We start from the raw sequence: 21,131 nt of genomic DNA, 5'->3' as shown, positions 1-21,131 counted from the left end.
GTCACTTTTTAGGGACTCTTTTCGGCACGCTAAGAGTTAGAAATACTTGATTGATTAGCTTTTTATGTCTGAACATAGAGGTGAAGTAGACAATGAAAACCAAGCTTAATTCTTTCGATGACATTGCTATCGGTGAGTTAAAGCCGGGCATGTATGTGGTGTCTATTTCTACTGATAATGACAAGCTGAGTGTTAAATCTGAAGGCTATATTCTCAACGATGAAGGAGTTAACAAACTCGTTAGATCTGGGATCAAGCGTGTCTGTGTCGATCCGGCTAAGGAGAAGAAAACAGAGCGGATAGATAAGGTGTTGCCTGAACTTAGCTCAGAAGCATTGCTCAAAGAAAAGAGCCAAGAAAAGCCCAAGACTTCCCTCGATCAGGAGATGAATCAAGCCAGCAAACTCTATAAGAATGCCAAAGCATTACAGCACAAGATGTTAGCTGCAATCACTGAGGGCAAGGTGATCGATGTAGAAGGTGTTCAAGAGAGCACCAATGCCATGGTGGATTCGATATTTAGAAATCAGGATGCCTTGTCCTGTATGTCGCGGCTGCGGATCAAAGATGAGTATCTGGTAGAACACTCACTGAATGTCTGTATCTTGATGACCATTTTCGCCAAACACTTAGGTTTCGATAAGCCAACCATAGAGCAATTGTCATTAGGCGCATTTCTTCATGATATCGGTAAGGTACTGGTACCCGATGAGATACTTAATAAACCGGGAAAATTTTCTCGGGTTGAATATGAAGTGATGCAAGAGCATGTGCAATTAGGACTCAGAGTACTGGAAGAGACCCCCGAGATCTCAGATATCGCCATCAGTATGGTTGCGGAGCACCATGAGCGCATCGATGGTACTGGCTATCCACATGAATTACTGGGATATGAAATATCTGAATATGGCCTCATGATCGCCATAGTCGATAGCTATGATGCCATGACTGCAGAGCGTGTTTATAAATCGGCTATGCATCCGATCACCGCCTTTAAACATCTGATTAAAGAGTCGCCAGATTATTATGATAAGGCGCTGGTGGAACAGTTTATTCAATGTTTAGGCGTATATCCTGTGGGGACACTCGTCCGTCTTAGCAGTGGTAAAATTGGCTTAATCAGTAAACTGAATAAGAGTAAGCCACTCAATCCTTGTGTGCGTGTTTTTTACAACGCCAGATTGAAACAAACCGTCGCCATGGAGGAGATAGACTTGAGTCTGTCAAAATACCAAGACCAGATCGATCGCTGCATAAAACCTGAGGAGTTTAGTCTGAATTTAGTCGGCTTCTTTAAAGCTTCATTCATCGACTAATATCGGTTTTGAGTGCTATCAGCTTATCTCATTCACGTTAATCGGGTGTTTTTGCGACATTTTGCGTGTTGTTGGCCGATATAACGTCAGTGATACTTGAAGCAAGATGCCAATCAGGGATAATGCTGTATTCATCATTGATTACCTAGCTTACGTCTGAAAAGTGAACGTCTTAACAAACAAAAGTAGCCAGAGACTGCACATCGATAGCCAACAAGCTTTCGATGATGGTGGCGTATTGTCCAAACATATTAGGGCTTATCGGCCTAGATTGGTGCAAAAGCAGATGGCTGCAGCGGTCAGTACAGCCATCATTGAAAAGACCAATCTCGTCATAGAAGCGGGTACAGGTGTGGGGAAGACCTTCGCCTATCTGATCCCAGCGCTTTTGAGCGGTAAACAGATTATCGTGAGTACTGGCAGTAAGAATCTGCAGGAACAGTTATTTTTTAAAGATCTCCCGGCCTTGCTGGAAATGTTAGACCTCTCTCCTAAAGTGGCACTGTTAAAAGGCCGCAGTAATTATCTCTGCCAAGACTTGTTAGATAAGCAGCTCGAAGGCTGTGACTCACTGGATCCTAAGGTGTTAGACGACCTGCTTAGAATCAATCAGTGGGCGGGTCAGACACGAGATGGTGATTTTGGTGGATTAACATCTGTGTCTGAGAATGCCGATGCATTAACGCTTATCGCCAGTAGCCGTGAAAAATGTTCCGGTAAACAATGCCCCCATCATGATGTTTGTTTTACCCGCAAGGCACGCGTTCGAGCCATGGATGCTAAAGTCATAGTGGTCAATCATCACCTGTTCTTTGCCGATAGAGTGCTTAAAGATACCGGTTTTGCCGACTTGTTACCCGACTCAGATGTGGTGATATTTGATGAGGCTCATCTATTGCCCGATATTGCCGTTACCTATTTTGGTCAACAGATCTCAACCAGGAGCCTCAATGAGTTACTCAATCATGTCCTGGAGATCTATCGCCTGGAATTAAGGGACTCGCCGCAACTTCAAACCTTGACGACTCTGTGTATCAGCCAATTGCAAGACTGGCATAATCAGGTGTTCGATAGTGGCGAATCAGACTGGCGTGTCTTGATGGGCAACAGAGACTTGTCCGGACACTCCTGGAGTCTGTTACAAGAACTTGAGTCACTGCTGTCCTTGCTTGCTAATCATCAGGGGCGAAGCCAAGCGTTAGATGATGTGCAAGAAAAACTCAATGTGTTGACGAATAAGTTGACCGTCTTTTTCCAGTGTGAAAATGCTCAAGCGGCCTATAGCGTCGATTTCGGTCACAGGTACTGTATTCTGAGGATCTCGCCGATCAACGTTGCCAGAGAGTGCCGTAACCTTTTCGATAGTCAAACGGCTTGGGTTTTTACGTCGGCGACATTACAGATTAATCAAGACTTGAGCCTGTTTACTAAGGGGCTTGGCATAGATAAAAGCCAGCAGATAATTTTAGACAGCCCCTTCGATTATCGAGCTCATGCCTTACTATGTGTGCCGCGTCACCTGTCTAAGGTGAGTAATCATGAGGCGGCGGTGAGCGATTTAGTCGATGTTGCAGTGAAAGCCATCAATGCGGCTAAAGGCCGAACTTTCATCTTGTTCACCAGCCATAGGATGATGAACGCCGTGGCAGTCAGGCTGCAAAGCCATATTCATTATCCCTTGTTGCTTCAAGGACAGGGCAGTAAACAGAACCTGATGAAGAAGTTTAGGCAACTTGGTAATGCTGTTTTACTGGGTACAGGTGCGTTCTGGGAAGGAGTCGATGTGCGTGGCAGACTGCTCAGCTGTGTCATCATAGACAAGCTGCCTTTTGTGTCACCCAATGATACCTTGTACAAAGCCAGAGCCGAGAGCGTTTCTAGGGATGGACGAGACCCTTTTACCAGTATCTCCCTGCCTCAAGCGGTCATCTCATTGAATCAAGGCGTCGGCCGTTTGATCCGAGATGAAAGAGACAGGGGAGTATTGATCTTGTGTGATAACCGTATTGTTAATCGTGAGTATGGTCAGGCATTTCTGAACTCACTTCCCCCTATGAGTCGTACACGAGACATGGACAAGGTGGTGGATTTTTTACAACAGATTAAATAGTTATCAGGGGGCAAACTGAGTCGCCCATGATTTAATACATGAACGGCGCGTTATTTTTAGCTGACCCTTAACTGCTAGCTTAAGGGTCAGAGTTATTTCATTCTCGTATTATATCAATTGATATTAGTGCAACTTCATCCGTGGTCTAACGACGCGCATCACTTTTTCCGCCAGCCAGAGAGTCATGGTCTTCAAGGTCCCATGTATGGCTTGTTGATGCATACGATAAAGAGATATATAGACCAAGCGAGCGAGCTTTCCTTCGATAAACATGCTGTTTTTGGTTAAATTGCCCATCAGGCTACCGACAGTGCTGAATTGGGACAGGTTGACCAGAGAACCATGATCCACATAGACATAAGAGTCCAGTGGCTTGCCCTTGAGTTCATGAAGAATATTTTTTTCGACGCACTGTGCCATCTGATGAGCCGATTGCGCTCTTGGGGGCACGAAGCTACCATCGGCTTGTTGACAGGCACAGCAATCGCCTATGACATAGATATCATCATTGGTGGTGCTGAGTAAGTTAGCCTTTACCATGATCTGGTTAGCCCTATTTAACTCAAAAATATCGATGTTTTTGATAAAATCTGGGGCTTTAACCCCGGCAGCCCATAGCATGAGGTTCGCTTCGATTAGCTTACCTTCGGCAGTGACAAATCCAGCTGCGTTTGCTTCACTGATGCGGGTGTTTTCCATCACATTTACCCCCAGCTTGCTCAGTTCACGCCTTGCAGAGGTGGCTATACGTTCGGGGAGTGCGGGAAGAATGCGTGGTCCAGCTTCAATCAGATGAATATTAAGTTTCTCTTTGGTCATCTTACTCAGGCCATAGATCTTCAATAATTCAGTCACATGATACAGCTCTGCCGACAGCTCGACTCCTGTTGCTCCGCCGCCAACGATAGCGATATTGAGTTCATTGATGGACTCAGATTGATGCACACGAGTAAAGCTGTCTAAGAGCGCATGGTGAAACCGATTTGCCTGTTGGTGAGAGTCGAGGAAGAAGCAATTTTCTCTCACTCCTGGAGTATTGAAGTCATTGCTTACACTACCGACTGCTATGACTAATTTGTCATATTTAATTTGACGCTCAGGCAAGAGAAGCTTACCCATGTCATCTGTGATTGGGGCGACCTTAATCAATTTATTCTCGGCATCGAGATCGAAAAAGGTGCCGAGTTGAAATTGATAACCATGCTTAGCCGCATGAGCCGAGTAAACGACGCCATCGAGAGACGAATCGAGAGAGCCTGTGGCGACTTCATGGAGCAGAGGTTTCCAGATATGGGTTCTGTTTTTATCGACCAGCACTATTTGGGCGCGATTCTTCTTGCCAAGTCGATGGCCTAATTGAGTCGCAAGCTCTAATCCACCGGCTCCACCACCCACAATGACAATTTTTGGATATGATGACTTCATTACTCGTTCCTTAATTAATGCAGTGTTAACTTTGCTATCAATCACTTGATATTTTCACAGCATGATCTTTTCTTCGTGACATAGACTTATTAAATATTGATCTAATGTCTGAATATCTTGTTGTATATCATACCTTAAGTCATGGTTTTAAGTTCTGTCATATAAACAATGTTTAACATTATATTCTGAACAGGTTTTTAGAGAATTATCGGCAGATTGAGTAAAAAAGTGATTAATGTAGGGGAGCGGTGGCATATTTGTATTTCGCTCGGCAGCTTTTTAGCCATGAGCGCGATATCTCACCTTAAACTTAACAAGCCTGCGGGAATTATCATAATTGGTAAATAGGTCAAAATAGCGTATTGCCTGGTGTCGATTCAAGTTTAACTCGCGCACTGGTGTAGCACTAAACAAAGAGATGCTAAGAGACAGGAGCGCCTTGTCGATTTCCTCGTCCTATCCAAGCATTAACTTTCGAACGTTTAGCTGATTTTTTCCACTTTGAGTCGTCCCTGAGTGGCTTAGTGCTGTTTCATCTGGGGTAAATATGTTGCTGAACTTATTGCACAGGGCTTTAACATCGACCTTAGTTAAACTTATTAGCTGCCATGGGTCATGAAGACTCATTTGGTGAGCTATAGTCGACATAGGCTGGTGGATTGACTGAGTCTTGAGGGCTCAGGTTTCCATAGGCCTGCTTGAACTTAGGCAAGACATGTTTATGGCGAATGACATAGGCATTAATATGGATGAGCTTGCGGGGTGGATATCGCCATAAGCTGCTAAGTCGGGGACACAGTATGATAATTGGCATATTGCAATGTGATGATGTGACAGAAGAATTGCAGCAGAGCTATGGCAATTATCCTCAAATGTTTACTCAGTTATTTGCGGCGCTAGAGAAAGACCTTAAATTTAATGTGTATTGTGTGACTGAGGGGCAATATCCCCTGTCTATCCATGAATGTGATGCCTATATCCTTACCGGTAGCCGTTTTGGAGTCAATGATGTTCATGAATGGATTAGCAAACTAGAAGGCTTCGTTCTCGAGTTATACCAAGCTAATAAAAAATTAATCGGCATCTGTTTCGGCCATCAAATGATAGTGAAGGCCTTAGGCGGTGTGGTTGAGACCTCATCGAAAGGCTGGGGGTTAGGTGTCAGTACCACACAGGTTAAGGTAGTGCAGCAATGGATGCACCAAGGTCAAAATGAAATATCTTTGGTGGTGAGTCATCAAGATCAAGTGAAGCTGTTGCCGCAAGGCTCGAAGATTTTAGCATCCAGTGACTTTTGTCCTTTCTACATGATACAAATTAATGGGCACTTTTTAGGGATTCAGGGCCATCCAGAGTTCAGTAAGGATTATTCATATGATTTTATGCAGGCTAAGAGAGCGAGTATCCCCAGGAAGTGCATCCAAGCTGGTATAGCCTCGCTGGCATCGAACATCGACGATAGATTAGTGGCCCGCTGGTTAATCAATTTTATCAAACAAGCTATATAGAAGCTGGACTTCGCTTGATTTTTAGCCGTCAAATCGCTGTTTAGCGGGTTAATTTCAATCTTAAGCGCCGACAAGTGATTCTCACATAGGTTATAATGCTTGCCTTGTACATCGTCTCGCAGCGCTTACCTAGGTTATTTGGGACGTGATTTTAGCCTTTTTATTTGTGGTAAGAGATGACAGATATACAGAAAACTTCCGATGAACTCACCATACTTTCACTTGATACCTGCACCGAGTCTTGCTCGGCGTCTCTGGTGGTTAACGGTAAGACATATCATGAATTGGCGGTTGTGCCACGTGAACATAGCCAGCGTATATTGCCCATGGTCGATAGTGTCTTATCCCAAGCAAATATCAAGATTTCTGCTGTGGATCTTATCGCCTATGGCCGCGGGCCAGGCAGTTTTACCGGGATCCGTATTTGTACCAGCATGACCCAAGGACTGGCCTTAGGGCAAGATATCCCGGTTATAGGTTTATCTAGTTTACAGACCATGGCACAAGCCGTGTATGAGGACCAAGGTGGCGAGCAAATTGTCGCCGCCATAGATGCCAGGATGGGTGAGGTGTATTGGTGTCAGTTCGTGGTTAAAGACGGCATTGCGGAGCCCGTTAGCTCTGAGGTGGTGATAGCGCCGGATTTAGTGACCTTAGCGCCAGATACCCAAGGTGCTATCCTTGCTACTGGTACCGGATTCGATACTTATCCGCAACTGCTTGAACTCTCAAATGAATTAGTGTCTGCCGATAACATCAAGTTTCCCGATGCTAAATCTATGTTAGCGTTAGCAAAACAGGGTTATACTCAAGGATTATCGACCTCAGTCGATGAACTTGCACCTGTGTATGTTCGAGACACGGTAACCTGGAAAAAATTACCGGGACGTGAGTAGGGCTTATACCTGTTTTTAAGGTAAGCTAAATCTGTTAACCGTCATCGATGCAATGATTAATGGTGCCTAGGGAGGGGGAGTTATATGCAGATCCAAACCAATCATTTCGACCTGTTCAAGTCTGGGGCACCGAGTATCGCACCGGCATCCTTAGACGCTATAAAACCCAATGCCGATAATCGAGTTGACAGTTTAACTCGAGTCGAGCAGCTTGATCAATTTCAAGCCTTATCTCAGGCTGAATCGACGAGGGAGGGCGTGTTAGCGTCGGGAATAAGTGAAGCTGCTCTGGCCGTGGATCTACTGTCACCGACACCCGAGCAATTGGCCTCCCGTTTAGGCGCCAAGCTGCAATATGATCAGCATACTCAAGCTAGCGAAGGTGCAGTGGCCCAATACCTAACCAATCAACATGCGGCCGAGAGAGAAGCCATTCAGCTGATGGTTGGAATCGATACCTATGCATAATCAGCCCAGCACACTGGATAATCAGCTAAACCTAGCTGTCACTGGCGCCCCAAGTCGGGGACGATTTTTAGTCGAACTATTAATCGCCTTGCTCATCACACGCCTACCTTTCATCAGTGTTCCTTTTAAATGGCTCGAGAGCTATTTTCATGAATTATCCCATGGTCTGGCCACTTTATTAACCGGTGGCGCAGTCAGTCATATACAGCTGTTTCCTAACGGTGCAGGTTTGTGTTTCAGCCAAGGCGGCTGGTCTGTTGTCATAGGGTTCAGCGGTTATTTTGGTGCGGCCCTCTGGGGCTATCTAATCTTTATTCTAGCGACTTGGCCCAGAGGCATAAGAGTGAGCTTCGCCCTATTAGGGGGCGCAGTCATATTGACCACCTTATTATGGGGACGGGATCTGCTGACTATCTGCATTTTGGCCAGTCTAGCCGTGCTTTTCCTTCTGCCACTTAAATTAAATAAAAACCGCTATATGGGCAGTGGCCTTAGGGTCATGGCGCTGATGATCATGCTAAATGCTCTCGCAAGTCCCACCGTCTTACTCGGTCTCAATGGCAAAGGTGATGCGGCCATGTTGGCCAGTGCCACTTGGATCCCAGCCTGGATCTGGGTATTTATCTGGTTAGCCTTCAGCGCCCTGATGATCTTTCTTTGTTGGCAGCGTGTCGATAGGGCCGCATCTAAGACGTCACAACCGATTTAATCCATTCATTATCTTTTTGTTACATTTTCTCTCCTCGTCCTGCCTATAAGCCTGCCTCTGGCCGGGTAAACACACTTGGATTTTGAGTTATCTGCTGCTAGTTTAGTCAAGTCCAATTTATGATTGACTAATTTACAGGGAAGCAATAATGAGAAATAACATGTTTGTGGCAGGTATGTTCGTCGGAGCCACACTGAGTTTTAATGCCTTAGCCCATTCTGATGGCCATGAAACTAGCGGTTTACAGCAAGTGGTTGACAGTGATTTTAGACAGGATAAAAACGCCAGTCGAGATGGCTTTCGCCATCCGTTAGAGACCTTAACGTTTTTTGATATTAATCCAAGTGATACTGTTATCGAGCTTTGGCCTGGTGGAGGTTGGTATGCTGAGATATTAGCCCCTTATTTGGCTGATGATGGCCAGTATGTTGCTGGCAACTTCGATGCTAATCCTGCCGATGTGAAGCAGCGTGAAGGTTATAAGGCTAAAGCGGGTAAGCGGTTTGAAACCTGGCTAGAAGATAATCGTACTCAGCTTGGTAAAGCAACTACAGTGACGTTCGATCCGCCAGCACATTATAAACTTGGTAGTGATGCCAGTGTCGATGTGGTGCTGACATTTAGGAACTTACATAACTGGGCAATGAAAGGCCAATTACAGCCAGTATTTGAATCAGCCTTTAGAGTGCTAAAATCAGGTGGGACTTTTGGCGTAGTTGAACACAGATCCAAGGCTGGCATGGATGCTAAAACGGGTTATATGGATGAAGATAAAGTCATCGCATTAGCCGAAAAAGTGGGCTTTAGTTTAGTGGCTAAGTCGGAGATTAATGCCAACAATAAAGACACCAAAGATCACCCTCAAGGTGTGTGGACCTTGCCGCCAAGTCTGGCCTTAGAAGATCTTGATAAAGAAAAATACTTAGACATAGGTGAGAGTGATCGCATGACACTAAAATTTATTAAAAACAGTCAATAAACACCTGACATCTGAAGTGAACTATGGCACTGTTGCGCCCGCTCCGAAAGGGGCGTCTTTTACTAACAAGATACATGAGGTTTTATGCGGCATGCTTGGGATGGGGAAAATGAAGTCGAGATTCAGTTACCTCATATACGTTTATCCGGACGTCGTTGGGGAAGCTCAGATAAACCCTTATTATTAGCCCTGCATGGCTGGTTAGATAATGCCAATAGCTTCGAGCCTCTGGCTCGGCTCTTACCCCAATTCCAGATCTTGGCTATCGATTGGCCAGGCCATGGTTATTCGGACCATAGACCTGGGTTATACCCATTACATTGGATAGATTACCTCTATGATCTGGAGCTGTTAATTAACAAGCTCAAGGAAGAAAACGTACTCGAAGGTATTATAGGCCACTCATTAGGTGGCATAGTCGCCGCAGCATACACAGCAGCTTTTCCTGAACGAGTGGAAAAGCTGATACTGCTGGAGGCTATTAGCCCATTATACGAGTCTGCCTCTAAGAATAATCTAAGATTAAGAAACAGCTTCGCCAGTCATCTTCGTATGCTCAATAAGAGCAGTAAATCTCCGGCCATATATGACTCGATTGAACTCGCGGTTAAGGCCAGAGCGAGACTCACTGGGCTCGATGAGTCTTGGTGTCGATTAATCGTCGATAGGAATATGCAGCAAGAGGGTGCTGGTGTTAGCTGGCGTAGTGATCCCAGGCTAAAATTGGACTCTCCATTTAGGTTGAGTTTCGAGCAGGTCGACGCCTTAATGACAGATCACGGCACAGATACACTGCTTATTACGGCCGAATCAGGTTATAAGCAGATCAATAGTTTGTTGCCTAAGGCCGAACTCTGGTTCAATCAATTATCTTGTGTGCAGTTAGCCGGCGACCATCACCTGCATATGGGAAATGCCAGCGGGGTAGCAGATTCAATTCTTGCCTTTATGTCTGAAGGCAAGAAAATGGGATAAAGAAAAAGAGGCTAGGTTTTTTATTCTATATATGTGATGATGTTCAAAATTAAAACACTTGTATTAAACTGGTGTTTATTAAAAAAATAATTAAAATCAGTGATTTTGCTTGTTGATTTTCAAGCTATTTATAGGCTGTTAGGCTTATATCCACTGGATGTGGGGATTTAGGAGAGATTTGTGGAACAGATTTGGATTGATAATTTACCGGATGATGTACCCTCTGAGATAGATGTTGAGGAGTATGGATCCCTTGTCGATATGTTTGAGACCTCAGTATCGAAATTTGCCGACCAGCCTGCTTTCGTCAACATGGGCGCAACGTTAACCTATCGTAAGTTAGAAGAGCGCAGTCGTGCTTTCGCCGCTTATCTTCAGAACGAGCTTAAGCTGGAGAAGGGCGATAGGGTTGCCATCATGATGCCGAATCTATTGCAATACCCTATAGTCCTGTTTGGTGTGTTACGTGCCGGCATGGTGGTGGTCAATGTTAATCCCCTCTATACGCCAAGAGAATTGAAGCATCAGCTTAACGATTCTGGGGCTAAGGCCGTAGTCGTTGTCTCTAACTTCGCTCATACCTTAGAAAAAGTTGTTGAGCAGACCCAGGTCGAGAGTGTTATTTTAACCGGACTCGGTGATCTTCTCAGTGCGCCTAAACGCACCCTAGTCAATTTTGTTGTCAAATATATCAAGAAGATGGTGCCAAAATACGATCTTCCTCATGCTATTTCCATGAGAAAAACCTTGAGCAAGGGGCGTCGTTTACAATATGTGAAGCCTAAATTGTCTAGAGATGATCTGGCTTTCCTGCAATACACAGGTGGTACAACAGGGGTTTCTAAGGGCGCCATGTTGAGCCATGGTAACGTAGTCAGTAACTTGCTTCAGGCCAATGCGGCGTATTCACCTATGCTCAATGAAGGCAAAGAGTTTGTCGTCACTGCGCTGCCGCTTTATCATATTTTTGCCTTAACGGTGAACTGTCTGTTGTTTATGCATAAAGGTGCGAATAACCTACTCATCACCAATCCCAGAGATCTACCCGCTTTTATAGGTGAGCTGAAGAAGCATCCCTATACCGCAATCACAGGGGTAAACACCCTGTTTAATGCCCTGGTTAATTCGGAAGAGTTTAAACAACTGGATTTTTCAAACCTTAAGTTATCTATCGGTGGTGGTATGGCCGTGCAGCGCGCAGTCGCTGAGAAATGGCAGAATATCACTAAGACAAAATTATTAGAGGGTTACGGCTTAACCGAAGCTTCGCCTCTCGTAACATGTTGTCCCTATAACTTGGCAGGTTATAACGGTGCCATAGGTTTCCCCGTCGCTATGACAGACATTCAGGTCCGTGATGATGACGGCAAGGTCTTAGCCCAGGGAGAGACGGGAGAGCTGTTTGCTAAGGGGCCGCAAATCATGTTGGGCTATTGGCAGCGCCCAGAGGAAACCGCCTCAGTCATAGATGAACAGGGTTATCTGGCTACAGGTGATATCGGCTATATGGATGAGCAAGGCTATTTCTATATTGTCGATCGTAAGAAAGACATGATTTTGGTGTCTGGCTTTAATGTATTTCCCAACGAAGTCGAAGAAGTTGTCGCCATGCATCCTAGTGTGATTGAAGTGGCTGCTGTGGGTGTACCAAATGCCAATTCGGGTGAGAAGGTGAAGGTGTTTGTGGTCCTAAGTGATAAATCTTTAAGCGAACGAGATATCATCGACCATTGCCGACTGCATTTAACGGGATATAAAGTACCTAAGCTGGTAGAATTCAGAGATGAGCTACCGAAAAGCAACGTAGGTAAGATCTTACGTAGAGAGCTAAGAGATGAGGTCAAGTCAGCTTAATCTTGTTGTTGACATCTTTCCTCTCTAAGCCGGCTATATGCCGGCTTTTATTATGGTTATACCAGTCCCACTAAATTGGTATAACGACACAATCTTGGGAGAAGACCTTGTTAGCGTTTGAATACATAGAGGACGATGCGAGCTTAACAGCACTCGTATCGCAATATCGACAAAGTGATCTATTGGTATTGGATACCGAGTTTGTTCGCACCCGCACCTATTATGCCAATCTAGGGTTAATACAGGCCTATGATGGCAAGACGTTAGCTTTGATAGACCCGGTTGCTATCAATAATTTATCTGAATTTTGGAGTTTATTGACTGAGCCTGGTATTACCACAGTGCTGCACTCATGCAGTGAGGATCTTGAGGTCTTCGCTCGCAACGGTGCCTGTCAGCCTTATAATCTGTTTGACAGCCAGATCGCCGCGGCTCTTTGTGGCTTCGGCCATGGACTCGGTTACGCTAAGTTGGTTGAGCAGACGTTGGATATCAGTTTAGATAAAGGCGAGTCGCGCACCGATTGGATGAAGCGTCCTTTGAGTGAAGCTCAGCTTAATTATGCCGCTAACGACGTCTATTATCTTTACAATCTCTATCCTCAGTTACTCGAAAAATTACAAGAGCAGGGACGTTTAGCCTGGCTATTTGAGGAGGGTGAGCGTATGACCAGTGGTCGATTGACGCCACCGGATCTTGAGCAAGCCTATCTTAAAGTTAAGAATGCCTTTCAGTTGAGCCCAAAACAGTTGGCTTATCTTAAAGTACTTGCTCGATGGCGCTTGAATAAAGCCATTACACGCAATCTCGCTGTAGGCTTTGTGGTTAAAGATCATGCCTTAATAGGCCTAGCCAAGAAACAGCCGCAAAATAGCCAAGACCTGTATAAGATGATTGAGCTAACCGAGCAGGAAAAGCGAATTCATGGCAAAGATCTTTTGGCCTTATTGAAGACTGCCGATGTGGAAAATCCACCCAAAGCAATCGATGTTATTGCCTTAAGAACTGGCTATAAAACGTCATTTAAGACCATTAAGAACTGTCTTGTTACCTTAGCCGAAGAGCAAAAGGTTCCTATCGAACTCTTGGGCTCTAAGCGCTACATTCACGGCTATTTACACTGGCTATGGGACGATAAGACAGGTGAGCCACCCTTGTTATTGACGGGCTGGCGTAAAGGCTTAGTTGAGACAGCATTGGCTGAGCTACAGCTTTAAAACATCTAGTCGCTTAATAACATAAAAAACCGCAGCATCAGATAGATGCTGCGGTTTTTTGTTTTCCGGTACCTGATGAGTGCGCTTACTTTTCCGGTAAGGTCACATTCAGCTCAAGCACAGATAATCTGTCATCATTTTGATCCAGCTCTACTGAGATCTGATCAGTCTCTATCTTCACATATTTGCGGATCACTTCGATAATTTCCTGCTTCATTTGAGGAAAATAATCAGGTGCACCACGTTCGCCTCTTTGATGAGCAACGATGATCTGTAAGCGTTCTTTAGCCGTAGATGCGGTGCTGCTGGGCTTCTTTTTCGTCTTGAAATAATCGAGTAGAGACATAATTAGCTCCCAAATATCCTTTTTAAGAAACTTTTCTTTTCTTCAGTGACGAAACGTAAGGGAAGTTCCTTACCCAGCAGGCGCTCTACGCTGTCGCAGTAAGCCTTTCCTGCATCACTCTCTTGATCTAAAATCACTGGTACACCTGAGTTGGAGGCTTTCAATACAGCTTTCGACTCAGGGATCACACCGATAAGTGGAATCGCCAGGATATCTTCAACATCTTCAACACTTAGCATCTCTCCGCTCGTGACTCTACTTGGAGAGTAGCGGGTCAGTAAAAGATACTGTTTAACTGGCTCAAGCCCTTCTTCGGCGCGTTTAGATTTACTCTGTAGCATGCCTAAGATGCGGTCTGAATCTCTGACCGAACTCACTTCAGGGTTGGTTGTCACTATGGCTATATCGGCAAAATAGAGTGCCATCATAGCGCCCGTTTCAATACCCGCTGGTGAATCACAGATGATATATTCGAAATCTTTAGCAAGATCTTGCAGAACTTTGCCAACGCCTTCCTTAGTCAATGCATCTTTATCACGGGTTTGAGAAGCTGGCAGTATGTATAGTTTATCGCAGCGCTTATCTTTGATTAAGGTTTGGCTGAGATTCGCCTCGCCATTAATGACATTGACAAAATCATATACTACTCGACGCTCGCAACCCATAATCAGATCTAAATTACGCAGTCCTATATCAAAATCGACAACGACAGTCTTATGTCCCTTCAATGCCAAACCTGTAGCAATTGCGGCACTGGAAGTTGTTTTCCCTACGCCGCCTTTACCTGAGGCGACAACAATAATTTGTGCCATGTGTTGTTCTATCCTTATTTCTGTCTTTTTAAAGTGGCAAAGATTCGATGGTGAGAGATTCACCATCGAGTCGAATACAGCCACTTTTCGTTGTGCTATTTGCTTGAATGTTTTCCGCTAACCAATATTGACCCGCGATGGAAACCAGTTCGGCATCTAAGGTTTTTGCGATAATGACCGCATGTTTATCACCCGCAGCGCCAGCCATTGCCTTGCCACGAAGAGAGCCGTAGACATGAATGCTGCCATCGGCGATAAGCTCTGCGCCATTGCCAACCGTGCCTACTACTATTAAATCGCTGTTTTTAGCATATATTTGCTGCCCCGAGCGGACATTCTGCTTCACTATTTTGGTGGTCTTTGGCATTTGTGGCTGAGCTTGTGTTTGCTTGCCAGATTTGATCAGTGCCAAGCCTAAATCTTTAGCTTGAGCTGCTACTTCCGAAACCGCGCCTGTGATGCCGACTATGACGAGTTGTCTCGATATCAGCAGATCTTTAAGTGCGGCGAGATTATAATCGGGATCGGTAATAGAGCTAAGATTGACAACCAGTGGGGCGCCAATAAAAAACTGAGGGGCGATAGCCAATTTGCTATCTAACTCTGCTGCGACTTTATCCAGATCAAAATGATTGATATGAAGCACAGAAAGTGTAAAAGAGGAGCCTTTCAATTCTAGGCTGGGTTTCTGCATTCCGATATTGCTCTTTTATAAAAAACCAGCATAGATGCTGATATGCATTATATTCCTGACCTTCCATGTTATAGTGTGCGCCAATGACTGGCAAGTTGAATAGTTTGGAAAGTTGGTAGTATATGATCTGTGCTGTATATAAGAGTCGTCTCAGGGCTGATAGTTATCTTTTTGTTGAGAAACGTAATGAATTCGAGCGTGTTCCAGAGGCATTAATGAAGATGTTTGGTTCCCCAACATTAGTGATGATGTTACCTCTGTCGAAAAGAGACCACTTAGGCTTTGCCGATATTAGCAAAGTTAAAAGTGAGCTAGTTAGCAAAGGTTATTATTTACAACTGCCCCCTCCTACGGTTAACTTACTGGAAGAACATAAGAAAGAGATTGGCTACAGCGGTAAATAGCCTTAATAGGGAAAGTTTATGGTGCTAAAGAAACCTTGGTTGTGGACAGTGTCCTTGTTGGCTATTCCATTACTCATGATGTCGTCTTCGGGGGTTTTAGCCAGTGAGACCAGTTTTTCCACCCGTTCTGCGATCAGCTTTAATGCGTATTTGACTCAATTGAGGCAAGAAGCTAACGCTTTAGGTATTGATAAAACCACCATAGACACAGCATTTCCTCAGATTAAACGCTTTAAGCAATCGACCCCATCAAAGCAAACCCCCAATCTTCCAGCATCTCTTGAAACCTATCTCCCGATTAGCGTCTCCGAAGCGAATGTGATCACAGCCCGTGCCTATTTCAAAGAGCATAAGGACGAACTGGAAAGGTTAGGTGAAAAGTATGGGGTTCAGCCCAGGTTTATTCTAGCCCTATGGGGTATTGAATCCAATTATGGTGCCCATACCGTTAGCTATCCTGTGCTTTCAGTTACCGCTTCCTTAGCCTATGAATCTAGAGAACCCTCTATTTATAAAAGCGAGTTTTTCGCCGCCTTGAATATCCTCTCTCAAAAGCGAATGGCTTTCGATGATCTCAGAGGCTCGAGAACCGGAGGCATGGGACAGATTCAGTTTTCACCCAGTATGTATCTTGACTATGCTCAAGATGGTAACAGTGATGGTAACAAAGATATTTGGAACAACACCTTAGATGCTTTGGCATCGGCTGCAGATTTTCTCAAACATAGGGGTTGGAAGAGCCAAGAAACCTGGGGACGACAGGTTAAAGTTCCCCAAGGGTTTGATGCCAAGCTCGCTTCCTTATCATTGAAGAAAACCTTTTCCCAGTGGTCAGGTCTAGGGCTCACTCGCTTCGATGGCAGTGCGTTACCTGCTCGGAATGATATGTTTGTGTCTCTTATCATGCCAGACGGTCCATCGGGCCGAAAATATCTGATTTATGACAACTACCGCTCACTTTTGGGGTGGAGAAATTCAGATTATTTTGCCATCTCTGTGACTTATCTTTCAGAAAGATTGAAATAGCTCCCTATCAAATAACTATCCTTGTCTAAGTCTTACCAAGATGGGTCTCATGCTGAGACTCTTAAGCTTCAATGATTTGGTCAACTAGTGTAAAATATCCTTCGAAAGTCGTCTTTTTTATAGAATTGAATCATGGAATTTTGGAAAGAAAAAACCTTAGCACAAATGAATACCTCAGAATGGGAGTCTTTGTGTGATGGCTGCGGTAAGTGTTGCTTGAATAAAATTATCGACGACGATACCGAAGAGCTTTATTACACCAATGCGGCGTGTAAGTTACTCGATAGCCATGAAGGCCACTGTACCCATTATTCAAATCGATTCGACTTTGTACCTTCGTGCACTCAAGTGACTATGGATAATATCGCCGAATTAACCTGGTTGCCTGACAGCTGTGCCTATCGGCGTTTATATTTAGGTAAGTCATTACCCAGTTGGCATCCACTCATTACGGGTTCCAAAACTCAGATGCATCAAAATGGCATGTCGACACAAGATAAGATCATCTGTGAGACTAGAGTTAAGTATTTAGAAGATCATATCGTGATCTGGCCAATGAGAAATCTAGATTAGTCGAAGTATTTGAGTCGATGAGGTAAAGCAAAAACGCCCGGATAGGGCGTTTTTAGATCTGGGTATCTATAAAGCAGGCTGATCGGCGATGAATCCTGGTCTTTGCTTGGTTGCCGATAAAGCCGGAGTAATGAAGATGACTAGGGCAATCAGGTAAGCTGCAAAGGCACCAATCATATATTGTCCCATAGTGAGTCCCATCATTTCCCAAGGAATATCACTGCACATGCCTGTGGGCATGAAGATAGCAGGCATCCACTCATGGAGCGGCATCCAAGTTGGAAATTCGGGTAGGAAAGAGCAAGTCGCAAATGGAGACGGGTTGGTCTGCATATCGACTAACTCGAGTGCCAGTTTTAATCCCCAGGCTGCGCTTATGCCCCAACCAAGAACAGCCAATAGTCGGGCGAAACGATTCTTATGGCCAACGATGCCAATCAAGCCCGCAGCCAAAATGCCAAAGATAGCGAGTCTCTGGTAGATGCACATCACACAAGGATCTAATTTCATCACATGTTGAAAGAAGAGGGCGCATAACTCTAGCCCCAATGCTGTACCAGCCAGGACAAGCCAGGCGAGGCGGGATTGGGCGAATCTAGTCATAGAGTTCAAATCATATTCTCCGAAATATTCATTTATATTACAGGCAAGACCACAGCCAAATTTATGTCTAAATCATATCTTACAGTGGCGAATGAGCCACTGATCCAATAAAAAACGCCCCTTAGGGCGTTTATAGGACTGTAAAGCCTTGTAAAAGTTCAGTGGCAGTCTTAATGACCAGTTACCACACCTATAGCTTCTTTTGCCGAATGATGTATGAGTATGCCTGAATCATAGAAGTACTGAGTCACGTGCTCCAGTGCTCCTAACTGAATGGCCAATACACCCACTATGGATAACACTATAGTGTATGGCAAAGCCATCCATACCATGCGTCCGTATGAGAGACGTATGAGGGGAGCGATTGCCGATGTCAGCAAGAACAGGAAGGCTGCCTGGCCGTTCGGTGTCGCAACCGATGGCAAGTTAGTACCAGTATTTACGGCGACGGCTAACAGATCAAACTGGTCGCGGGTGATCTGACCAGCGAGTAGAGCCGTCTTTATCTCGTTGATATAGACAGTGCCGACAAAGACATTATCGCTGACCATAGAGAGCAGACCGTTGGCGATGTAGAAAATGACCAGCTGAGTATTACCTTCAAAACTCAATGCCCATTGGATCACAGGTGCGAACAGCTGTTGGTCGATGATGACACCGACGATGGCAAAGAATACCGCTAACAGCGCGGTAAAAGGCAGTGCTTCTTCAAATGCCTTACCCAGTGCATGTTCATTGGTGATACCGTTGAAGGCCGTTGCGAGTATGATGACCGATAGGCCTATTATGCCAACAGAGGCTAAGTGTAAGGCCAGTCCTACTACCAACCAGACACCAATGAGAGCTTGAACTAACAGCTTCATCTTGTCATGTTTAGTTCGATGTGCATCTTCATGGGCATCGTAATCGGAGAGTATCTTATGTACAGCTTCCGGTAGCTGTACGCCATAACTGAAGACCTTGAATTTCTCTACTAAGGCACAGGTAATCAATCCGGCGAACAAGACTGGAACCGTGACGGGTGCCATACGTATCGCAAATTCTAGAAAATCCCAATTTGCTTGTGCTGCTATGATTAAATTTTGTGGCTCACCTACCATAGTACAAACACCACCGAGTGCGGTACCCACACCAGCATGCATCAATAAATTACGTAGGAAACCACGGAAGTTTTCTAATTCCTCTTCACACAGTTGATCTTGGCCATCATGAGTATGGTCATGATCATCGGAGAAGGATTTTCCCGATGCGACTTTATGGTAGATGGAATAGAAACCTAGGGCGACGGCAATGATCACTGCGATGACGGTGAGTGCATCGAGGAAGGCCGATAAGCAGGCGGAGGCAAAACAGAACATCAGGGAGACGATGACTTTAGATCGCACCTTAGTGATCATCTTTGTGAAGGCAAACAGGAGTAGCTGCTTCATAAAGTAGATGCCGGCGACCATGAAGATCAGCAGTAAGATAACTTCTAAGTTAGCCTCGATCTCATGTAATACCTGACCCGGTGAGGTCATGCCTATGGCCACGGCCTCGATGGCTAACAAACCACCTGATTGTAGAGGGTAACATTTTAAAGCCATGGCTAAGGTGAATATGAACTCGATAACGAGTATCCAACCAGCGGCAAAGGGATCAATATAAAAAATTATTGGATTTATTATTAAAAAAGATATTATCGCGATTTTGAACCACTTAGGTGAATTTCCTAAGAAGTTATCAATAAACGCCTGACTCATAGTCACAGGCATGGCACCCTCTCAAATTGATATATATATATATGATTGTTTGTAAAAAAAATACAAACTTTTCGAATTGCTTCAGTTTAGCGTAAAGAAACCATTAATTTAATACCTTAGTCACATCTATTGCTTAAAAATAGCTTAAAAATTAGATTAAAAAAGAAAAAATGTCTCAAAACCGCGAGCAGAGGGGGATTCTGTTCTTTTTTGAGAAAGTAAACTTTGATCTTAACCAGTATTATTTCATATTAGGTATCCATTTCTTGGCGCTCTGGTATGATCAGTTATCTAAAAACACGAACTAGAGTGGGAAAAGTAACCCGATGACAACTGCCCAAAACGCTCCTTTAACTTCAAAAGATTCAGGTATTATTGAGGCTAAAGGACCGGCGAGCTTTGCTGAAAAATACATAGTCCGATCGATTTGGGAAGATAAGTTCCCACCAGGTACGATCTTGCCTGCAGAGCGTGAGCTTTCTGAATTAATTGGTGTTACACGAACCACACTAAGAGAAGTACTTCAGCGATTGGCCAGAGACGGTTGGTTGACGATTCAACATGGTAAGCCTACCCGAGTCAATGATATTTGGGAAAGCTCTAGCCTCAATGTGCTTGAGACCATTGCCGATCTCAACCCGGCGGGTGAACCTGTACTTTTGGAGCAGCTACTTTCGGCTAGAACCAATATAAGTGCTATTTATTTCAAGGGCGCGGTTCGCCATAATCCAGATAAAGTACTGGAAGTATTGGAGCAGATATCGACGCTAGATGATGATCCTCAGGCCTATGTGGATTTTGATTATCAGTTGCATCATATTTTGGCTTTCAATTCAGGTAATCCACTCTATGTGTTGATCCTTAACGGGTTCAAAGGCCTCTATAGTCGAGTCGGTAAAGATTATTTCACCATTCCTAAAGCGAGAGAACTAGCATTCGAGTTTTATGAAGGACTTAGGCAACTAGCGGAAGAGAAGAACCACAACGCGATACCCGCTTTGATGCGCAGTTATGGTATTAACAGCGGTAAGGTGTGGCAGAGGTTTAAAAACAGTCAATCTCAATCTGCCGATTAATCTTTATCAGCTTGTTACTCAGTAAAAAACCGCTCCTATGAGCGGTTTTTTCTTGGGCGAAGAAAGATCTTAACTCCAGACTTCTAATACCGATTGGTATAGCTAATCAATATCGAAGTTATAATAGATATCCAGTGTTTGTTCCAAAGTGCCTGAAACCGATTCTAAATACAGTTGGGACAGTAGGTAATACGCTGACAGTCATCTCATAACCTGGATTAAAGACACCATGGCCATATTTCATCATGAGGTCTCTTATACCGATTGGCATAGCTAATCAATATCGAAGTTATAATAGATATCCAGTGTTTGTTCCAATGTGCCTGAAACGGATTCTAAATACAGTTGTGACAGTTAGGTAATACCTGACTGTCATCTCATAACCTGGATTAGAGACC

General features: G+C 44.4%; 20 protein-coding genes. 14 read left to right on the top strand and 6 right to left on the bottom strand.

Features of this window, described 5'->3' with window-relative positions; translation table 11 throughout:
* Positions 1-92: 92 nt before the first annotated feature.
* Together SVI_RS11790 and SVI_RS11785 are read left to right on the top strand one after the other, a co-directional pair.
* On the top strand, positions 93-1,316 hold the full coding sequence (locus tag SVI_RS11790) for an HD-GYP domain-containing protein (protein WP_013051757.1): 1,224 nt from the start codon (positions 93-95) through the stop codon (positions 1,314-1,316).
* 163 nt (positions 1,317-1,479) lie between these two features.
* Positions 1,480-3,426, top strand: a complete 1,947-nt coding sequence (locus SVI_RS11785) for an ATP-dependent DNA helicase (protein WP_013051756.1) — start codon at positions 1,480-1,482, stop codon at positions 3,424-3,426.
* Between the two features lie 123 nt (positions 3,427-3,549).
* Here the strand turns inward: SVI_RS11785 and SVI_RS11780 are convergent, their stop codons facing one another.
* Positions 3,550-4,851, bottom strand: coding sequence for an NAD(P)/FAD-dependent oxidoreductase (locus tag SVI_RS11780; RefSeq protein WP_013051755.1), 1,302 nt, complete (start codon positions 4,849-4,851; stop codon positions 3,550-3,552).
* An 800-nt stretch (positions 4,852-5,651) separates the two neighbouring features.
* Here SVI_RS11780 and SVI_RS11775 point away from each other — a divergent pair.
* The 8 genes from SVI_RS11775 (at position 5,652) to rnd (ending at position 13,457) form a co-directional block, all read left to right on the top strand.
* The gene (locus SVI_RS11775; RefSeq protein ID WP_013051752.1) at positions 5,652-6,359 is read left to right on the top strand and encodes a GMP synthase; all 708 of its coding nucleotides are present in this window, start codon (positions 5,652-5,654) and stop codon (positions 6,357-6,359) included.
* Positions 6,360-6,535: 176 nt separating this feature from the next.
* Positions 6,536-7,255, top strand: coding sequence for a tRNA (adenosine(37)-N6)-threonylcarbamoyltransferase complex dimerization subunit type 1 TsaB (gene tsaB / locus SVI_RS11770; RefSeq protein ID WP_013051751.1), 720 nt, complete (start codon positions 6,536-6,538; stop codon positions 7,253-7,255).
* Positions 7,256-7,339: 84 nt separating this feature from the next.
* Complete coding sequence (locus SVI_RS11765; RefSeq protein ID WP_013051750.1) at positions 7,340-7,723, top strand: hypothetical protein; 384 nt, start codon at positions 7,340-7,342, stop codon at positions 7,721-7,723.
* Entirely contained in the window at positions 7,716-8,432 is a 717-nt protein-coding gene (locus SVI_RS11760) for a M50 family metallopeptidase (RefSeq protein ID WP_013051749.1), read from the top strand. Before SVI_RS11765 ends, SVI_RS11760 begins: the two co-directional genes overlap by 8 nt.
* Before the next feature lie 148 nt (positions 8,433-8,580).
* Positions 8,581-9,411, top strand: coding sequence for a class I SAM-dependent methyltransferase (locus SVI_RS11755; protein WP_013051748.1), 831 nt, complete (start codon positions 8,581-8,583; stop codon positions 9,409-9,411).
* A gap of 84 nt (positions 9,412-9,495) precedes the next feature.
* Positions 9,496-10,386 carry an alpha/beta fold hydrolase gene (locus SVI_RS11750; RefSeq protein ID WP_013051747.1) on the top strand — a complete coding sequence of 297 codons (891 nt, stop codon included), beginning with the start codon at positions 9,496-9,498 and terminating at the stop codon, positions 10,384-10,386.
* A 180-nt stretch (positions 10,387-10,566) separates the two neighbouring features.
* On the top strand, positions 10,567-12,240 hold the full coding sequence (fadD, locus tag SVI_RS11745; RefSeq protein WP_013051746.1) for a long-chain-fatty-acid--CoA ligase FadD: 1,674 nt from the start codon (positions 10,567-10,569) through the stop codon (positions 12,238-12,240).
* A gap of 107 nt (positions 12,241-12,347) precedes the next feature.
* A complete protein-coding gene (rnd, locus tag SVI_RS11740; protein WP_013051745.1) occupies positions 12,348-13,457 on the top strand; it encodes a ribonuclease D in 1,110 nt (369 codons plus the stop codon).
* Positions 13,458-13,542: 85 nt separating this feature from the next.
* Here the strand turns inward: rnd and minE are convergent, their stop codons facing one another.
* Genes minE through minC form a run of 3 tightly spaced genes read right to left on the bottom strand, consistent with a single transcriptional unit; the run spans position 13,543 to position 15,309 of the window.
* Positions 13,543-13,803, bottom strand: coding sequence for a cell division topological specificity factor MinE (minE, locus tag SVI_RS11735; RefSeq protein WP_013051744.1), 261 nt, complete (start codon positions 13,801-13,803; stop codon positions 13,543-13,545).
* Positions 13,804-13,805: 2 nt separating this feature from the next.
* Complete coding sequence (minD, locus tag SVI_RS11730; protein ID WP_013051743.1) at positions 13,806-14,615, bottom strand: septum site-determining protein MinD; 810 nt, start codon at positions 14,613-14,615, stop codon at positions 13,806-13,808.
* A gap of 28 nt (positions 14,616-14,643) precedes the next feature.
* Positions 14,644-15,309: a septum site-determining protein MinC gene (minC, locus tag SVI_RS11725; protein ID WP_013051742.1), complete on the bottom strand. Its 666-nt coding sequence runs from the start codon at positions 15,307-15,309 to the stop codon at positions 14,644-14,646.
* 122 nt (positions 15,310-15,431) lie between these two features.
* Between minC and SVI_RS11720 the strand changes: the two genes are divergently transcribed.
* The 3 genes from SVI_RS11720 to SVI_RS11710 all read left to right on the top strand — a co-directional run bounded on the left by SVI_RS11720 (position 15,432) and on the right by SVI_RS11710 (position 17,312).
* The gene (locus tag SVI_RS11720) at positions 15,432-15,713 is read left to right on the top strand and encodes a YcgL domain-containing protein (RefSeq protein WP_013051741.1); all 282 of its coding nucleotides are present in this window, start codon (positions 15,432-15,434) and stop codon (positions 15,711-15,713) included.
* Between the two features lie 18 nt (positions 15,714-15,731).
* Positions 15,732-16,739, top strand: coding sequence for a lytic murein transglycosylase (locus SVI_RS11715; RefSeq protein WP_049791091.1), 1,008 nt, complete (start codon positions 15,732-15,734; stop codon positions 16,737-16,739).
* 132 nt (positions 16,740-16,871) lie between these two features.
* The gene (locus SVI_RS11710; RefSeq protein ID WP_013051739.1) at positions 16,872-17,312 is read left to right on the top strand and encodes a YcgN family cysteine cluster protein; all 441 of its coding nucleotides are present in this window, start codon (positions 16,872-16,874) and stop codon (positions 17,310-17,312) included.
* A 66-nt stretch (positions 17,313-17,378) separates the two neighbouring features.
* Here SVI_RS11710 and dsbB read toward each other — a convergent pair whose 3' ends face one another.
* Both dsbB and nhaB read right to left on the bottom strand, forming a co-directional pair.
* Positions 17,379-17,924 (bottom strand): disulfide bond formation protein DsbB, encoded by a 546-nt coding sequence (gene dsbB, locus SVI_RS11705; RefSeq protein WP_013051738.1) that lies wholly within the window; start codon positions 17,922-17,924, stop codon positions 17,379-17,381.
* Between the two features lie 161 nt (positions 17,925-18,085).
* Positions 18,086-19,669 (bottom strand): sodium/proton antiporter NhaB, encoded by a 1,584-nt coding sequence (nhaB, locus tag SVI_RS11700; protein WP_013051737.1) that lies wholly within the window; start codon positions 19,667-19,669, stop codon positions 18,086-18,088.
* Positions 19,670-19,983: 314 nt separating this feature from the next.
* On the opposite strand from nhaB, the gene fadR reads away from it, so the two are divergent.
* Positions 19,984-20,733 (top strand): fatty acid metabolism transcriptional regulator FadR, encoded by a 750-nt coding sequence (fadR, locus tag SVI_RS11695; protein ID WP_013051736.1) that lies wholly within the window; start codon positions 19,984-19,986, stop codon positions 20,731-20,733.
* The last annotated feature ends 398 nt before the right edge of the window (positions 20,734-21,131 follow it).

The sequence above is a fragment of the Shewanella violacea DSS12 genome, assembly GCF_000091325.1.
In the GTDB taxonomy this organism is placed as follows: Bacteria; Pseudomonadota; Gammaproteobacteria; order Enterobacterales; family Shewanellaceae; genus Shewanella; species Shewanella violacea.
Note: the sequence above shows the minus strand (reverse complement) of the source record. Positions and strands in the feature narration are given on the sequence as shown.